Here is a 15,103-nt window from a genome sequence, read left to right as displayed (position 1 = left end):
GCCGCTGTGTGAAGTGAATCACTTGCGCCGTGTCGATGGAGGCGCATTATAGGGATCCGAGTTTTTTGCACAACCCCTTTTTTGATCTTTTCTTTCTGTTTGCACACTTTTCAGCCCTTCCGAGTGGATCTTGTGCGATCAGGGCCATTTTCCGCAGGATCCGGCGCTGCGATTGGTTGTAATTCCATCGCCAGGGTCTAGTATTGCCGGTAAATATGATCCCGACGTGAGGCAAGCACCATGTCCGATGCAGTACGTTCTTATCTTCAATACACCCCCAAACTCGGTCAGCGCGTCTTGATCGATCCTTCCAGCGTCGTCATCGGCGACGTCGATCTGGCGGATGACGTCAGCATCTGGCCGCTGGTCGCCATTCGCGGCGACGTCAATGCGGTAAAGATCGGCGCACGCAGCAATATTCAGGACGGCAGCGTGCTGCATGTGACTCACCGCTCCGAACATAACCCCGACGGTTATCCCCTGTTAATTGGCGAAGACGTTACCGTGGGCCATAAAGCGATGCTGCACGGTTGCGCCATCGGCAACCGGGTGCTGGTCGGGATGGGATCGATCCTGTTGGACGGCGTAGTTGTAGAAGACGACGTGATGATTGGCGCCGGCAGTTTGGTGGCGCCGGGCAAACGCCTGGCCAGCGGCTATCTTTATATGGGTAGCCCGGCACGCCAGGTTCGGCCGTTGACCGCCGCCGAGTTGGAGGGATTGCTTTATTCTTCTAACAACTATGTACGCTGGAAAGATGAATACCTGTCGGAAGACATCTGATAGGCACCCCGTTCCCTATAAAGAGAACGGGGTAGGATTTATGCCGCCAGCTCGCTGCGCAGCTGGCGCAAGACTGGTTCTATCTCTGGCATTACTCCGTGCCACAGCAGGAAAGCATGCGCCGCCTGCCCCACCAGCATACCCAGCCCATCGGCGTATTCCGTTGCGCCCTGCTGCTGCGCCCAGGCCAGAAATGGCGTAACGCCTTGCTGATAGAACATGTCATAGCAACGGGTTTGCGCATTCACCACGCCTGCAGGCAACGCCGGGATCTCCCCGCTGATACCGGACGCCGTCGCATTGATCACCAGATCGAACGCTTGCTGATCCAGTTGATCCATCGGCGCCGCCGAGATCTCCCCCAGATGCCGGAAAGCGTCGGCCAACTCTTGGGCCCGGCTGAAAGTGCGGTTGGTGATCGTGAGCCGGCAGCCGAAAGACAGCAGCGGCAGGATCACGCCGCGCGCCGCGCCGCCGGCACCCACCAGCAGAATGCGATCCTGCGGCCGGATCAATTGCTGACGCTGCAGATCGGTCAGCAAACCGATGCCGTCGGTGTTGTCCCCCAATAGACCGCCATTCGGCAATACCTTCAGGGTGTTGACCGCACCGGCCATCGCCGCGCGCTCACTCAGTTCAGAGGCGGCCGAATAAGCTCGCTCCTTGAAAGGCACCGTGACGTTCGCCCCCTGCCCTCCGGCGCGGATAAACGCCTGCAAGCTGGTTTCAAAACCGTCCAGCGGCGCCAGCACTGTTCCATAAGGATGCTCTATGCCAGTCTGGGCAGCGAATAGCGCATGAATTCGCGGCGACTTGCTGTGGCCGATAGGGTTGCCAAATACCGCAAACTTCTCCATGCTCATTTCCTCTAGCCCTGACGGATCTGTTCGCCGGTCAGAGCATCTCTGATTTCGGAAGGGTTAAGACGGCCGCCTACCTTGCCGGCCAATACCGGGAAAGCCTCGCCGAATTGCCGTGTGACCTCATCCGCACTGCGACACGGTTCCAGCCCACTGAGATTGGCGCTGGTCGACACCAGCGGCTTGCCATACTGCCGGCACAGCAACTGCACCAGCGGATGATCGCTAACGCGCACCGCCAGTGAACTGAAACGTCCGGTCAACAAACGCGGCGTCTCCGGCCGAGCGGGCAAAACCCAGGTTACCGGCCCAGGCCAGCTGGCGAACATCGTCGCGCGCTGCTGTTCGCTGAGCGTACTGTCGTCAATATAAGGCTTAAGCTGCGCATAGTCGGCGGCGATCAAAATCAGCCCCTTTTCCCACGGCCGCTGTTTCAGAGCCAGCAATGCATTGACCGCCTGCTCGCTGTCGGGATCGCAACCCAGGCCGAATACCGCTTCGGTGGGATACGCAATCACCTGCTGTTGATGCAAAGCATCGATGATAGATAAAAGGTTCGGGCTTAATTCTGAATTCATGATGTGATTATTCTGTAGTCGCGACGGGTTTTCCGCACAGCTTGCTGGCACAGCACAGGACGGGGCCTTTTGCCGTGCGCTTTTCCATCAGCAGCGGATAATGGCAATAGGCGCATTCACCAGCGACGGGTTTAACGTTGAGAGCGAACTGGCATTCCGGGTAACGATCGCAGGAGTGAAAAACCTTGCCGTAACGCGACTTGCGCTGCAGCAGTTTGCCTTGGCCGCACTGCGGACAGGTAATGGCGGTTTCATCAGGCTTGTCGATCACTTCTGTGTGATCGCACTGCGGATAATCGCTGCAGCCGATAAACATGCCGTAGCGCCCCTGGCGCAGCACCAACGTCGCCTGACACTTCGGGCACGGTTGCCCATCCAACACCTTAACGACATGCCCATCGGCCTGTGCTTTCAGCGGACGAATATATTGGCATTCAGGGTACTGGGAACAGCCGAGGAAAGGGCCGTGGCGACCGCTACGGATCACCAGCTCGGCCCCGCATTCCGGACAGGGTTCATTTTGCCTGGCGGCAAAAATCGCGTTTTTTGTCATAACGTCTTCTATGCGCGTTATCGGCTCAATGCAGATAACCTTCGTTCACTTCAAACAACAGCTCTTCCATTTGCTGATAGGCGCTTTCATATCCGGGGATATTAAACAGCACCATCAACACGACCCATTTCAGATCTTCGAGATCGAATTCCGCATTATCCAAAGCCATAACGCGGTCGATAACCATTTCACGGGTTTCGAGGTTCAATACCTGAATCTGTTCCAGGAACAGGAGAAAACCACGGCAGCCGGCGTCCAAACGCGCGTTTTCCTCTTCGGTATAGATCCGCATCGCCAGCGGATCGGCATCCATAAAGTAAGGCGCATTTTGACCTTCTTGCAGGTCGGCCAACTTCTCAAGCCAATTCAACGCGTTGTAGATATCATCCTGATGAAACCCCGCCTGGGCGAGATCATCGGTCAGTTGATCCTGATCGACGCGCATCTCTGGTTCATTGTGGATATAAGTTTCAAACAAGTACATGAGTACGTCGAACATGGCTTGCCCTCCTTATTCGGACATAGCCGCCGGGTACAGCTGCGATCCACCCTGCTAACTCCAGCTCGAGTAACTTGATTACCACCACTGGCACAGGTTGGCCGGCACGTTCAGCGACGACGTCAACAGGTGTCACCTCATCTCCTACGTTAGCCAACACATCGGCAAATGGCAATTCAACTTCAGCCTGCGACGCACAAATAGTTGTATTTTCGTTCAGTGACAGCCATTGAAGGCCGCTTCCCAGCAATTCGGCGATATCTTTCGGCCCGGTGACCAGATGCGCGCCCTGCTGGATTAACCAATGCGTCCCCTCACTCATCGGGTTTCCTAATGGCCCAGGCAAGGCGAACACCTCACGCCCCTGCTCCAACGCGTAGCGAGCCGTCACCAGGGTACCGCTGCGCAGCGAAGCTTCTATGACCAGCACCCCCTGGCTCAGCCCGCTGATAATGCGGTTGCGGCGCGGAAAATGGTCGGCCAGGGGCAAATCGGTGACCAAATGATCTGAAATCACCGCACCGCCCTGCTCGACTATCTGCTCTGCGAGCCTGTGGTGCCGCCGCGGGTAGACATTGGCCAGCCCGCAGCCCAACACCGCTATCGTGCAACCCCCGGCCGCCAGCGCTGCGCGATGGCAAATGCCGTCGATGCCGATCGCCAAACCACTGGTGATGGTGAAACCGCAACGCGCCAATTCCTCGGCGAAATGGTTAGCCCAGCGCTCGCCGTAGTGGCTGAACTGCCGGCTGCCAACCATGGCAAGTTGCGGGCGCAACAGCGCCTGAGGATCTCCATCGATCAGCAGAAACAGCGGCGCGTCGTCGATCTGAGCCAGGCATTCGGGATAGCCGGCCGCTGCATAGTTCAGCATACGGTGCGCCGGCACTTCCAGCCAACGCAAGGTGGCCGCCAGATAACCGGGATCCGTCTGGTTGAACTGTGCTCGCTGCCGTTCATTCAATCCCAGTTCACGCAACGCGCGGCGAGGCTCGCCACCCATTTGCGATAACTGCCGCACGATCCGGCTGGCCACGACGGTCTGCAGCCCCGTAACCCCCCGCATCCGTAAAGCGATCTCTTCCGGCCGCATCCTCTGTTCCCTCAGCAAAAACGGTGGTATTACCAATCTGAGCAATTGGTGCGCAATGCTGTCAATCAGGCCGGGAAATGTCTAGAATAGAGGTTAAACCTCGTTCATTACTCGGATACAGATCTAAAGATATATGTCAGTCTTGCAGGTATTACATTTCCCAGACGAGCGTCTGCGCAAAGTCGCAGCGCCGGTAAAAGAAGTCAATGCAGATATCCAGCGCATCGTGGATGATATGTTTGAAACCATGTACGCAGAGGAAGGCATCGGCCTTGCTGCGACTCAGGTGGATATCCATCAGCGCATTATCGTGATCGACGTCTCCGAGAATCGCGATCAGCGCCTGGTGCTGATCAATCCGGAGCTGCTGGAAAAAAGCGGCGAAACCGGCATCGAGGAAGGCTGTCTTTCCATTCCCGAGCAGCGTGCATTGGTACCACGCGCCGCGCAGGTGAAGATCCGCGCGCTGGATCGCGAAGGCAAATCTTTCGAGCTGGAAGCGGACGATCTGCTGGCGATCTGCATCCAGCACGAGATGGATCACCTGATGGGTAAACTGTTCGTCGATTACCTGTCGCCGCTGAAGCGCCAGCGCATTCGTCAGAAACTGGAAAAAATGGCCAAGCTCCAAGCCCGCGCCTAACCGATCAGGAAATCAACGTGTCTGACTCTTTACGGATTATTTTCGCCGGAACACCAGACTTCGCAGCGCGTCATCTTGACGCGCTGTTGTCATCTGAGCACCAGATTGTCGGCGTTTTTACCCAGCCCGACCGCCCGGCAGGCCGCGGCAACAAGTTGACGCCAAGCCCGGTAAAAGTGCTGGCTGAACAACACCAACTGCCGGTATTTCAGCCCAAATCGCTGCGCCCAGAAGAGAACCAGCGCCTGGTGGTCGATCTTAACGCCGACGTGATGGTGGTTGTTGCCTACGGGTTGATCCTGCCGCAAGCGGTGCTGGATATGCCGCGTCTCGGTTGCATCAACGTACACGGTTCGCTGCTGCCTCGCTGGCGCGGCGCGGCACCGATCCAGCGTTCGCTCTGGGCCGGCGACAGCGAAACCGGCGTGACCATCATGCAGATGGACGCCGGCCTCGATACCGGCGACATGATGCACAAGATCGCCTGCCCGATTGAGAGCAACGACACCAGCGCCAGTCTCTACGGCAAACTGGCCCAGCTCGGCCCGCAGGGCATGCTGACGACGCTGCGCCAAATGGCCGACGGCAGCGCCACCCGCGAAGTACAGGACGAAGCGTTGGTCACTTACGCCGAGAAGCTGAGCAAAGAAGAAGCTCGCCTGGACTGGAACCTGTCCGCTGCACAACTGGAGCGCTGCATCCGCGCCTTCAACCCTTGGCCGATCAGCTACTTCACCATCGACGATCAACCGGTAAAAGTCTGGCAGGCCAGCGTGCTGGCGCAAAGCGCCAACGCGGAGCCGGGCACCGTTGTCCATGCCGACAAGCAAGGCATTCAGGTGGCGACCGCCGACGGCATCCTCAATCTGATCCAGCTGCAGCCCGCCGGTAAGAAACCGATGTCGGCGCAGGACCTGTTAAATTCACGTCGTGAATGGTTTACCCCGGGTAACCGGCTGTAAGTCACCCCACTGCCCGGCCGTTCATCGCCGGGCCGTTATTTTCTTAATGCCGATCGTTATCAGCTTCAGCCTATGAAAAATAATTACAATCTCCGCAGCATCGCTGCCAAAGCCATCGGCCAGGTGCTGGATCAGGGGCAGTCGCTCAGCACTGTCCTGCCGGCGCTGCAAACCTCCATCAGCGACAAAGATCGCGGGTTGCTGCAGGAGCTGTGTTTCGGCACGTTACGCGTGCTGCCGCAGCTCGAATGGTGCATTCAGCAATTGATGGCCAAGCCGCTGACCGGTAAGCAGCGTACGCTGCACTACTTGCTGATGGTTGGCCTGTATCAGCTGCTGTATACCCGCATCCCGGCGCACGCCGTGCTGGCGGAAACCGTGGAAGGTGCGGTAGCGCTGAAACGCCCGCAGTTAAAAGGCCTGATTAACGGCGTCTTGCGGCAATTCCAGCGCCAGCAGGAAGAGCTGTTGCAACGCGCCGCCAACAATGACAGCCGCTATCTGCATCCCAGCTGGTTACTGAAACGCATTCAACAGGCTTATCCCGCCAACTGGGAACAGATCGTCGACGCCAATAACCAGAAGCCGCCGATGTGGCTGCGCGTCAACCGCCTGCATCACACCCGTGACGCTTATCTGCAGCTGCTGAACGACGCCGGCATCGCCGCGGAAACTCATTCAGACTATGCCGATGCACTGCGTTTGCTGGCGCCTTGCGCCGTGACCGATCTGCCAGGGTTCGCCGAAGGCTGGGTCACCGTGCAAGATGCCTCAGCCCAGGGGTGTGTCGATCTGTTGGATCCGCAAGACGGCGAACAGATCCTCGACCTGTGCGCCGCACCCGGCGGCAAAACCACGCATATTTTGGAAGCGGCGCCGAAAGCACACGTCATGGCGGTCGATATTGACGAACAGCGCCTGGCGCGAGTCAAAGAGAACCTGCAGCGTCTGCGTTTGCACGCAGAGGTTAAACTGGGTGATGGCCGCACTCCGCAGCAGTGGTGCGGGGACAAGCAGTTCGACCGCATCCTGCTGGACGCGCCTTGTTCCGCCACCGGTGTGATCCGCCGTCATCCCGACATCAAATGGCTGCGCCGCGATCGCGACATCGCCGAACTCGCCGCACTGCAGGCAGAAATTCTGGAAGCCGTCTGGCCGCATCTAAAATCAGGCGGAGTGATGGTTTACGCCACCTGTTCTATCCTGCCGGATGAAAACAGCAACCAGATCGCCGCATTCTTGCAACGCCACGCCGATGCCAAGCTGGTTGAAACCGGCGATGCGCAGCGGCCAGGGCGACAGAATATCCCGCATCCCGAGGATGGCGATGGCTTCTTTTACGCTAAGCTGATTAAAATGTAATGCTTCAGGGCGTGCGTGCGCGCCCTAAGTCTTTCAGTGTGAAGCAGAGAACACGATGAAAATAATTATTCTTGGTGCCGGTCAGGTTGGCGGGACGCTGGCGGAAAACCTGGTGGGTGAAAACAACGACATCACCGTCGTCGATACCGATTCCGGCCGCTTGCGTCAGCTGCAGGATAAATTCGATTTGCGGGTGGTTCAGGGGCATGGTTCCCACCCTCGGGTGCTGCGCGAAGCCGGCGCAGAAGACGCCGACATGCTGGTCGCCGTCACCAACTCCGACGAAACCAACATGATCGCCTGCCAGATCGCCTATTCTCTGTTTAATACCCCTAACCGTATCGCCCGTATCCGCGCACCGGAATACATCCGCGAGTCGGAGAAACTGTTCCTGCCGGAAGCGGTGCCAATCGACCATCTGATTTCGCCGGAGCAGCTGGTCATCGACTATATCTACAAGCTGATTGAATACCCTGGCGCGCTGCAGGTGGTCAACTTTGCCGAAGGCAAGGTCAGCATCGCCGCGGTTAAAGCCTATTACGGCGGCCCGCTGGTCGGCAATGCGCTCTCTTCAATGCGCGAGCACATGCCACATATCGATACCCGCGTCGCCGCCATATTCCGCCAGGATCGTCCGATCCGTCCGCAGGGCTCGACCATTATCGAAGCCGGCGATGAAGTGTTCTTCGTCGCCGCCTCACAGCATATCCGCGCGGTGATGAGCGAACTGCAGCGGCTGGAAAAACCCTATAAGCGCATCATGATCGTCGGCGGCGGCAACGTCGGCGCCGGCCTGGCCGCCAAGCTGGAAAAAGACTACAACGTCAAACTGATCGAGCGGAATCAGCAACGCGCCGCCGAACTGGCCGAACAGCTGCACGACACCATTGTATTCTACGGCGATGCCTCCGATCAGGAGCTGCTGGCCGAAGAGCACGTCGAGCAGGTGGATGTTTTCATCGCCATCACCAACGACGATGAGGCCAACATCATGTCCGCCATGCTGGCCAAGCGCATGGGCGCCAAGAAGGTGATGGTATTGATCCAGCGCCGCGCCTATGTCGATCTGGTGCAAGGCAGCGTGATCGATATTGCCATTTCCCCGCAGCAGGCAACCATCTCCGCGCTGCTTGGGCATGTGCGCAAAGCGGATATCGTCAGCGTCTCGTCACTGCGCCGCGGCGTGGCAGAAGCGATCGAAGCGATTGCCCACGGCGATGAAAGCACATCTAAAGTGGTCGGCCGCATCGTGGAAGACATCAAGCTGCCACCGGGTACCACCATCGGTGCGATCGTGCGTGGCGACGACGTGATCATCGCCAACGGCAACAGCAAAATCGAACAGGGCGATCACGTCATCATGTTTATTACCGACAAGAAATTCGTGCCGGACGTTGAACGCTTGTTCCAACCGAGCCCGTTCTTCTTGTAGAACGAATTTATTAGGCGATGGTCTATAATTGCGTAGTTGTTCTCTGCCTTGGGAGGAGATAAAACTTCTCTCCATTTGTGGCAAAGGGAAATTGCTTTGTTAAACTTGAGTTATTAATTCTGCAAGGGGTGCGTTCTATGAGTATGTTGAAAGAGTTTCGCGAATTTGCCATGCGCGGCAACGTGGTCGATCTGGCCGTCGGTGTGATTATCGGTGCTGCATTCGGCAAGATTGTTTCGTCCTTCGTGGCCGATATCATCATGCCACCGTTGGGCTTACTGATTGGCGGCGTCGATTTTAAACAGTTCCATCTGGTGTTACGTGAAGCTCAGGGCGCCGTACCGGCGGTGGTAATGAACTATGGTTCATTCATCCAGACCGTATTTGACTTTGTGATTGTCGCCTTCGCTATCTTCCTGGCGATTAAACTAATGAACAAGGTGCGCCGCAAGCAGGAAGAAGCGCCAGCAGCGCCGCCAGAACCAACCGCAGAAGAGAAACTGCTGACGGAAATCCGTGATTTGCTGAGCCAGCAACAGCAGCCAAAACTGTAAAACAGCATTAAGTTACACCAATAAAAAGCCACCAATGAAGGTGGCTTTTTTAATGCCTTAAAACCAGAAAGCCAGTGGTAAATTATCGTTTGATAGTTTGCCACTGGCCTCCCAGTTACCGCCTTTGTTGTGTTTTTCTTTACGCCGATAGCTGCCTTTGCCTTTCACATTCTTTTCCACTCGTTGACGGAATAGCGGGTCATGCAGCAGCGCCTCAATGGCGTTATCTTGAATCTGGCCTTTAGTGTGACGATATTTCGTCATGATAATGCTCCTGTAAAAGGTAGGGTAATAAAACGAGCCGATAATACTGCCGGCAATATAAAAATTAAAGTGCCGTCAGCAATCTTTTTTGCCTTTATCATCGCTGGCACCCTGTTCCAAGGCTTCCAGAATAGAACAATAGTTGCTGGTATGGGCAGTGCCGCAGCAGGCGTCACTCAGGCGTTTCAACGATTCGCGCATGCGAGTCAGCTCCGCCAACTTGCTTTCCACTTCGCTCAGGCGCGCATCAACGATAGACTTCGATTCCTGGCAGGTATGATGTTCAGGATCAACCCGGATCGACAGCAGTTCGGCGATCGTTTCCAGAGTAAAACCCAACTGTTTGGCATAGCGAATAAAACGCAGCCGCTGCAGGTCCTGCTCCGTATACAGCCGATAACCGCCTTCGGTGCGGACATTGTGATCCATCATGCCCTGCTTTTCATAGTAACGCACGGTATCCGGCGTCACTTCGGCGAGCTTGGCCAACTGACCTATCTTGAACATTACCGCTCCTCTCGGGTGAACTTGCCATCAAGCGCGCGCTGATATTCGCCATGCAAGAAATCGGTGCTCATCCCAGCCTGACGCAGCCGGTGCTCCAGCAGTGCCATGCGCTTGCTGAGATCGACATAGTCCGGATGTTCGCTATTAATCTCTTGCAGCAAGCGAGCAACGGTCAACGCCTCTTTACGATCTTCCAGCGCCGGCGGCAGGTAACCGGCATTTTTCAGCAAACGGTAACCGGCGCGTAGCTCGGGCGGCACCGCGCTGTCATCTTCCAGCGCCAGCGGCTGCCCCTGGCCAGGCAGGTTGTCGAACTCGCCTTTATCCTGAGCATCAAGGATATGACGCTCCGCCCATTGATCAAGCAACCCCATGACAGACAGCCTCGGTTAGCCTAATGAATAAGCCTTAGCATAGCGGATAGGGGCGGGGATCTTAAGCACTGCAGGGGAATTGCGCACATTTGGCTGGGTTTGGACGTAAAAAAACCGGGCAAGCCCGGTTTTTTTACGCGTCTACAGATTACTCTGCAGTTGCTACTTCTGCTTGAGACTCAGCACGATCAACCAGCTCGATGTATGCCATCGGCGCGTTGTCGCCTGCGCGGAAGCCACACTTCAGAATGCGAGTGTAACCACCGGCACGGCTCGCGAAACGCGGGCCCAGCTCGTTAAACAGTTTTGCCACGATCTCGTTATCACGAGTACGGGCGAATGCCAGACGACGATTAGCTACGCTGTCGGTCTTGGCAAGAGTAATCAGCGGCTCAACAACGCGACGCAGCTCTTTTGCTTTTGGCAGGGTCGTCTTGATGATCTCATGACGAACCAAAGAGCCGGCCATGTTACGGAACATAGCCTGGCGATGGCTGCTGTTACGGTTCAGTTGACGACCACTCTTACGATGGCGCATGACCTTATCCTTCTCAGTAAAACCTTAACCTGTGATCCGGTTACTCGTCAGCAATGCTTGCCGGCGGCCAGTTTTCCAGGCGCATGCCCAGAGACAGACCACGTGAGGCCAGCACGTCTTTAATCTCGGTAAGAGATTTTTTACCCAGGTTTGGCGTTTTCAGCAACTCAACCTCGGTACGCTGTACCAGATCACCGATGTAGTGGATAGCTTCTGCCTTGAGGCAGTTAGCAGAGCGGACAGTCAATTCCAGATCGTCAACAGGGCGCAGCAAGATCGGATCGAATTCCGGTTTCTCTTCTTTAACTTCCGGCTGACGCACATCACGCAGGTCAACGAAAGCTTCAAGTTGTTCAGCCAGAATGGTGGCCGCACGGCGGATCGCCTCTTCAGGATCGATCGTGCCATTGGTCTCCATTTCGATGACCAGCTTATCCAAGTCAGTACGCTGTTCTACACGCGCAGCTTCAACATTGTAGGCGATACGCTCTACAGGGCTGTAGCAGGCGTCAACCAACAGACGACCGATTGGGCGCTCATCTTCTTCCGAATGAATTCGGGCAGAAGCCGGCACATAACCGCGACCGCGCTGAACTTTGATACGCATGCTGATAGCCGCGTTCTCATCAGTCAGGTGGCAAATCACGTGCTGAGGCTTGACGATTTCGACATCACCATCATGGGTGATGTCGGCAGCGGTCACAGGGCCAATGCCAGATTTATTCAGGGTAAGAATAACTTCGTCTTTGCCTTGAACTCTCACCGCCAGCCCTTTCAGGTTGAGCAGGATCTCCAGGATATCTTCCTGTACGCCTTCTTTGGTGCTGTACTCATGCAGTACACCATCAATCTCAACCTCGGTCACCGCGCAACCCGGCATAGATGAAAGCAGAATACGGCGCAGTGCGTTGCCAAGAGTATGGCCAAAGCCACGCTCTAAAGGCTCAAGGGTCACCTTGGCGTGCGTCGAACTGACTTGCTCGATATCTACCAGGCGCGGTTTTAGAAACTCTGTCACAGAACCCTGCATTGTGTCCTCTCTTTGGTACTAAGCTTTACTTGGAGTAAAGCTCGACGATCAGGTGTTCGTTAATGTCCGCAGACAGATCGGTACGTTCAGGCATACGCTTGAACACGCCTTCCATCTTAGCAGCATCAACTTCCAGCCAAGTCGGCTTTTCACGCTGCTCAGCCAGCTCCAGAGAAGCTTTAACACGAGACTGCTTTTTAGCTTTCTCGCGGATGCTGACTACGTCATTCGGAGATACCTGATAAGAAGCGATGTTAACAACGCGACCGTTTACCATAACTGCTTTGTGGCTAACCAGCTGACGTGACTCTGCACGAGTAGCGCCGAAGCCCATACGGTAAACAACGTTGTCCAGACGACCTTCCAGCAGCTGCAACAGGTTTTCACCGGTGTTGCCCTTCAGGCGGGTTGCTTCTTTGTAATAGTTGCGGAATTGACGCTCCAGAATGCCGTACATACGACGAACTTTCTGCTTCTCACGCAACTGAACACCGTAATCAGACAGACGCGGTTTACGCGCACCGTGCTGACCAGGTGCTTGTTCAATTTTACACTTGGAATCGATCGCGCGAACGCCAGACTTAAGGAACAGGTCTGTGCCCTCACGACGGCTCAGCTTGAGCTTAGGACCCAAATATCTTGCCATTTTCTTTCTCCAACAATCCTAAAAGCTGCGTTACACGCGGCGCTTTTTCGGCGGACGACAACCGTTATGAGGGATCGGAGTCACATCAGTAATGTTAGTGATGCGGAAACCAGCCGCGTTCAGAGCGCGGATAGTAGACTCACGACCAGGACCAGGTCCTTTAACCATAACTTCCAGGTTCTTGATACCGTATTCTTTCACTGCGTCAGCACAACGTTCTGCTGCAACCTGTGCTGCGAACGGAGTGGACTTACGAGAACCACGGAAACCGGAACCACCGGCTGTTGCCCAACCCAAAGCATTACCCTGACGATCAGTGATGGTAACGATGGTGTTGTTGAAAGAAGCATGGATATGAGCCACGCCGTCAGAGACTTGCTTTCTTACACGCTTACGTGTACGAACAGGTGCCTTTGCCATTATTCAATAACCCCGATTATTTCTTGATCGGCTTGCGCGGACCCTTACGGGTACGAGCGTTGGTCTTGGTGCGCTGACCGCGTACCGGCAGACCACGACGATGACGCAAACCACGATAGCAACCAAGGTCCATAAGACGCTTGATGCTCAGGGTAATTTCACGACGCAAATCACCCTCAACGGTGTATTTGGCAACTGCATCACGAAGCTTTTCGATTTGCTCTTCAGACAGCTCACTGATCTTAACATTTTCAGCAATACCCGTAGATGCACAGATAGCCTGTGAACGGGTTTTACCGATACCGAAGATCGACGTTAAGGCGATAACGGTATGTTTATGATCAGGAATGTTAATGCCTGCTATACGGGCCACTATGCACTCCTACTATTTTATACAGCAACACCATTCTGAAAAGCCCGTTTTCAGGATACTCAAATAATGTTGCAGTGCGACATACAAAAGATTGGCTGGCTAATCTAGCCAGCTCAACCCAACTTTGCAAGAAAAATATGCGAGATAATCAGCCTTGACGCTGTTTATGCTTCGGCTCGGCGCTGCAAATCACACGAACGACACCGTTACGCTTAACGATTTTGCAGTTACGACATAATTTCTTGACGGAAGCACGAACTTTCATTTTTACTCTCCGTAACTTCTCAAACGAATCTGACTAGCGGTTATAGCCTTTCAGATTTGCTTTCTTCAATGCAGACTCGTACTGACTTGACATCATCAGAGTTTGCACTTGAGCCATAAAGTCCATGATGACGACAACCACGATCAGTAGCGAGGTACCACCAAAGTAGAATGGTACTTTCATTGCATCACGCATGAACTCCGGGATCAGGCAGATGAAAGTAATGTACATCGCGCCCACCAGGGTTAAACGCGTCATTACTTTATCGATATACTTCGCCGTTTGCTCTCCCGGACGAATTCCTGGTACGAAGGCACCGGACTTCTTCAGGTTATCTGCTGTCTCACGCGGGTTGAAAACCAACGCCGTGTAGAAGAAACAGAAGAAGATGATTGCAGACGCATAGAGTAACACATAAAGCGGTTGCCCTGGCTGCAAATACAGCGAAATCGTAGTCAGCCAGTTCCAACCGGTACCGCCCCCAAACCATGATGCAATCGTGGCCGGGAACAGAATAATGCTGGAAGCGAAAATCGCCGGGATAACACCCGCCATGTTCACTTTCAACGGTAAGTGTGTACTCTGTGCTGCATAAACACGACGACCTTGTTGACGCTTCGCATAGTTAACGACGATACGACGTTGACCACGCTCAATGAAAACAACGAAGAAGGTTACTGCAAACACCAATACTGCAACCAACAGCAGCAGGAGGAAGTGCAGGTCGCCTTGCCGCGCTTGCTCAATAGTATGGGCCACTGCCGGCGGGAGCCCCGCTACAATACCCGCGAAGATAATGATCGAGATACCGTTGCCGATACCGCGCTCAGTAATCTGCTCACCCAGCCACATCAGGAACATTGTCCCGGTTACCAGGCTCACAACCGCAGTAAAGTAGAATGCAAAGCCTGGGTTTAACACCAGGCCCTGCATACCAGGCATATTCGGCAGACCGGTAGCAATACCGATCGACTGGAATATGGCCAATACCAGCGTACCGTAGCGGGTGTACTGGCTAATCTTGCGACGGCCAGCCTCCCCTTCTTTCTTGATTTCCGCCAACGCTGGATGAACCACCGTCAGCAGCTGGATAATGATCGACGCCGAGATATACGGCATGATCCCCAGAGCAAAGATAGAAGCACGGCTGAGGGCACCACCAGAGAACATGTTAAACATTTCAATGATAGTGCCTCTCTGCTGCTCAAGCAATTTGGCAAGCACAGTGGCATCGATACCAGGAATCGGAATGAAAGAGCCGATGCGGAAGACAATCAGCGCGCCGATGACAAACAAAAGTCTGCGCTTCAGCTCGCCGAGCCCGCCTTTAGCACTTTGAAAATCTAATCCTGGTTGCTTAGCCATCT

21 protein-coding genes are annotated in these 15,103 nt (G+C 55.0%); 6 read left to right on the top strand and 15 right to left on the bottom strand.

Translation table 11 applies throughout. The features are described from left to right. Positions 1 to 240 precede the first annotated feature (240 nt). The gene (locus MMS95_RS22645) at positions 241 to 783 is read left to right on the top strand and encodes a gamma carbonic anhydrase family protein (RefSeq protein ID WP_004929699.1); all 543 of its coding nucleotides are present in this window, start codon (positions 241 to 243) and stop codon (positions 781 to 783) included. Between the two features lie 38 nt (positions 784 to 821). On the opposite strand, the gene aroE is transcribed toward MMS95_RS22645, so the two are convergent. The 5 genes from aroE to dprA are packed head-to-tail and all read right to left on the bottom strand — an operon-like array spanning position 822 to position 4,366. Further along, entirely contained in the window at positions 822 to 1,640 is an 819-nt protein-coding gene (gene aroE / locus MMS95_RS22640) for a shikimate dehydrogenase (protein WP_033631948.1), read from the bottom strand. Positions 1,641 to 1,651: 11 nt separating this feature from the next. Further along, the gene (gene tsaC, locus MMS95_RS22635) at positions 1,652 to 2,221 is read right to left on the bottom strand and encodes an L-threonylcarbamoyladenylate synthase type 1 TsaC (protein WP_016930312.1); all 570 of its coding nucleotides are present in this window, start codon (positions 2,219 to 2,221) and stop codon (positions 1,652 to 1,654) included. Positions 2,222 to 2,228: 7 nt separating this feature from the next. After that, the gene (locus MMS95_RS22630) at positions 2,229 to 2,774 is read right to left on the bottom strand and encodes a type I DNA topoisomerase (RefSeq protein WP_033631947.1); all 546 of its coding nucleotides are present in this window, start codon (positions 2,772 to 2,774) and stop codon (positions 2,229 to 2,231) included. 25 nt (positions 2,775 to 2,799) lie between these two features. Continuing rightward, a complete protein-coding gene (gene smg, locus MMS95_RS22625; RefSeq protein WP_033631946.1) occupies positions 2,800 to 3,273 on the bottom strand; it encodes a DUF494 family protein Smg in 474 nt (157 codons plus the stop codon). Continuing rightward, positions 3,245 to 4,366: a DNA-protecting protein DprA gene (gene dprA / locus MMS95_RS22620; RefSeq protein WP_085337627.1), complete on the bottom strand. Its 1,122-nt coding sequence runs from the start codon at positions 4,364 to 4,366 to the stop codon at positions 3,245 to 3,247. The genes smg and dprA overlap by 29 nt, the downstream gene beginning before the upstream one ends. A gap of 133 nt (positions 4,367 to 4,499) precedes the next feature. Between dprA and def the strand changes: the two genes are divergently transcribed. The 5 genes from def (at position 4,500) to mscL (ending at position 9,319) form a co-directional block, all read left to right on the top strand. Then, a complete protein-coding gene (def, locus tag MMS95_RS22615) occupies positions 4,500 to 5,009 on the top strand; it encodes a peptide deformylase (protein WP_004929710.1) in 510 nt (169 codons plus the stop codon). Between the two features lie 17 nt (positions 5,010 to 5,026). Then, positions 5,027 to 5,971, top strand: a complete 945-nt coding sequence (gene fmt / locus MMS95_RS22610) for a methionyl-tRNA formyltransferase (protein WP_242142313.1) — start codon at positions 5,027 to 5,029, stop codon at positions 5,969 to 5,971. Positions 5,972 to 6,043: 72 nt separating this feature from the next. After that, positions 6,044 to 7,333: a 16S rRNA (cytosine(967)-C(5))-methyltransferase RsmB gene (gene rsmB, locus MMS95_RS22605; RefSeq protein WP_082997740.1), complete on the top strand. Its 1,290-nt coding sequence runs from the start codon at positions 6,044 to 6,046 to the stop codon at positions 7,331 to 7,333. A 55-nt stretch (positions 7,334 to 7,388) separates the two neighbouring features. Beyond that, complete coding sequence (gene trkA / locus MMS95_RS22600; RefSeq protein ID WP_004929716.1) at positions 7,389 to 8,765, top strand: Trk system potassium transporter TrkA; 1,377 nt, start codon at positions 7,389 to 7,391, stop codon at positions 8,763 to 8,765. Positions 8,766 to 8,902: 137 nt separating this feature from the next. After that, positions 8,903 to 9,319 carry a large-conductance mechanosensitive channel protein MscL gene (gene mscL / locus MMS95_RS22595; RefSeq protein ID WP_004929718.1) on the top strand — a complete coding sequence of 139 codons (417 nt, stop codon included), beginning with the start codon at positions 8,903 to 8,905 and terminating at the stop codon, positions 9,317 to 9,319. A 57-nt stretch (positions 9,320 to 9,376) separates the two neighbouring features. Here the strand turns inward: mscL and MMS95_RS22590 are convergent, their stop codons facing one another. The 10 genes from MMS95_RS22590 to secY all read right to left on the bottom strand — a co-directional run bounded on the left by MMS95_RS22590 (position 9,377) and on the right by secY (position 15,101). Next, the gene (locus MMS95_RS22590) at positions 9,377 to 9,583 is read right to left on the bottom strand and encodes an alternative ribosome-rescue factor A (protein ID WP_004929720.1); all 207 of its coding nucleotides are present in this window, start codon (positions 9,581 to 9,583) and stop codon (positions 9,377 to 9,379) included. Between the two features lie 75 nt (positions 9,584 to 9,658). Next, positions 9,659 to 10,090, bottom strand: coding sequence for a Zn(2+)-responsive transcriptional regulator (zntR, locus tag MMS95_RS22585; protein WP_004929722.1), 432 nt, complete (start codon positions 10,088 to 10,090; stop codon positions 9,659 to 9,661). Then, positions 10,090 to 10,464 (bottom strand): DUF1992 domain-containing protein, encoded by a 375-nt coding sequence (locus MMS95_RS22580; protein WP_004929724.1) that lies wholly within the window; start codon positions 10,462 to 10,464, stop codon positions 10,090 to 10,092. Before MMS95_RS22580 ends, zntR begins: the two co-directional genes overlap by 1 nt. 148 nt (positions 10,465 to 10,612) lie before the next feature. Continuing rightward, on the bottom strand, positions 10,613 to 11,002 hold the full coding sequence (rplQ, locus tag MMS95_RS22575) for a 50S ribosomal protein L17 (RefSeq protein WP_004929726.1): 390 nt from the start codon (positions 11,000 to 11,002) through the stop codon (positions 10,613 to 10,615). Positions 11,003 to 11,042: 40 nt separating this feature from the next. Continuing rightward, positions 11,043 to 12,032, bottom strand: a complete 990-nt coding sequence (rpoA, locus tag MMS95_RS22570; RefSeq protein WP_002919219.1) for a DNA-directed RNA polymerase subunit alpha — start codon at positions 12,030 to 12,032, stop codon at positions 11,043 to 11,045. Between the two features lie 25 nt (positions 12,033 to 12,057). Then, a complete protein-coding gene (rpsD, locus tag MMS95_RS22565; RefSeq protein ID WP_004929729.1) occupies positions 12,058 to 12,678 on the bottom strand; it encodes a 30S ribosomal protein S4 in 621 nt (206 codons plus the stop codon). Positions 12,679 to 12,708: 30 nt separating this feature from the next. Beyond that, the gene (gene rpsK / locus MMS95_RS22560; protein WP_004929731.1) at positions 12,709 to 13,098 is read right to left on the bottom strand and encodes a 30S ribosomal protein S11; all 390 of its coding nucleotides are present in this window, start codon (positions 13,096 to 13,098) and stop codon (positions 12,709 to 12,711) included. 16 nt (positions 13,099 to 13,114) lie between these two features. Further along, positions 13,115 to 13,471: a 30S ribosomal protein S13 gene (gene rpsM, locus MMS95_RS22555; RefSeq protein ID WP_004929734.1), complete on the bottom strand. Its 357-nt coding sequence runs from the start codon at positions 13,469 to 13,471 to the stop codon at positions 13,115 to 13,117. Between the two features lie 148 nt (positions 13,472 to 13,619). Further along, the gene (rpmJ, locus tag MMS95_RS22550; protein WP_002227352.1) at positions 13,620 to 13,736 is read right to left on the bottom strand and encodes a 50S ribosomal protein L36; all 117 of its coding nucleotides are present in this window, start codon (positions 13,734 to 13,736) and stop codon (positions 13,620 to 13,622) included. A gap of 33 nt (positions 13,737 to 13,769) precedes the next feature. Beyond that, positions 13,770 to 15,101 carry a preprotein translocase subunit SecY gene (gene secY, locus MMS95_RS22545; RefSeq protein ID WP_004929740.1) on the bottom strand — a complete coding sequence of 444 codons (1,332 nt, stop codon included), beginning with the start codon at positions 15,099 to 15,101 and terminating at the stop codon, positions 13,770 to 13,772. Positions 15,102 to 15,103: the final 2 nt, after the last annotated feature.

Source organism: Serratia sp. PGPR-27, assembly GCF_022678525.1.
GTDB classification, from domain to species: domain Bacteria; phylum Pseudomonadota; class Gammaproteobacteria; order Enterobacterales; family Enterobacteriaceae; genus Serratia; species Serratia nematodiphila.
Note: the sequence above shows the minus strand (reverse complement) of the source record. Positions and strands in the feature narration are given on the sequence as shown.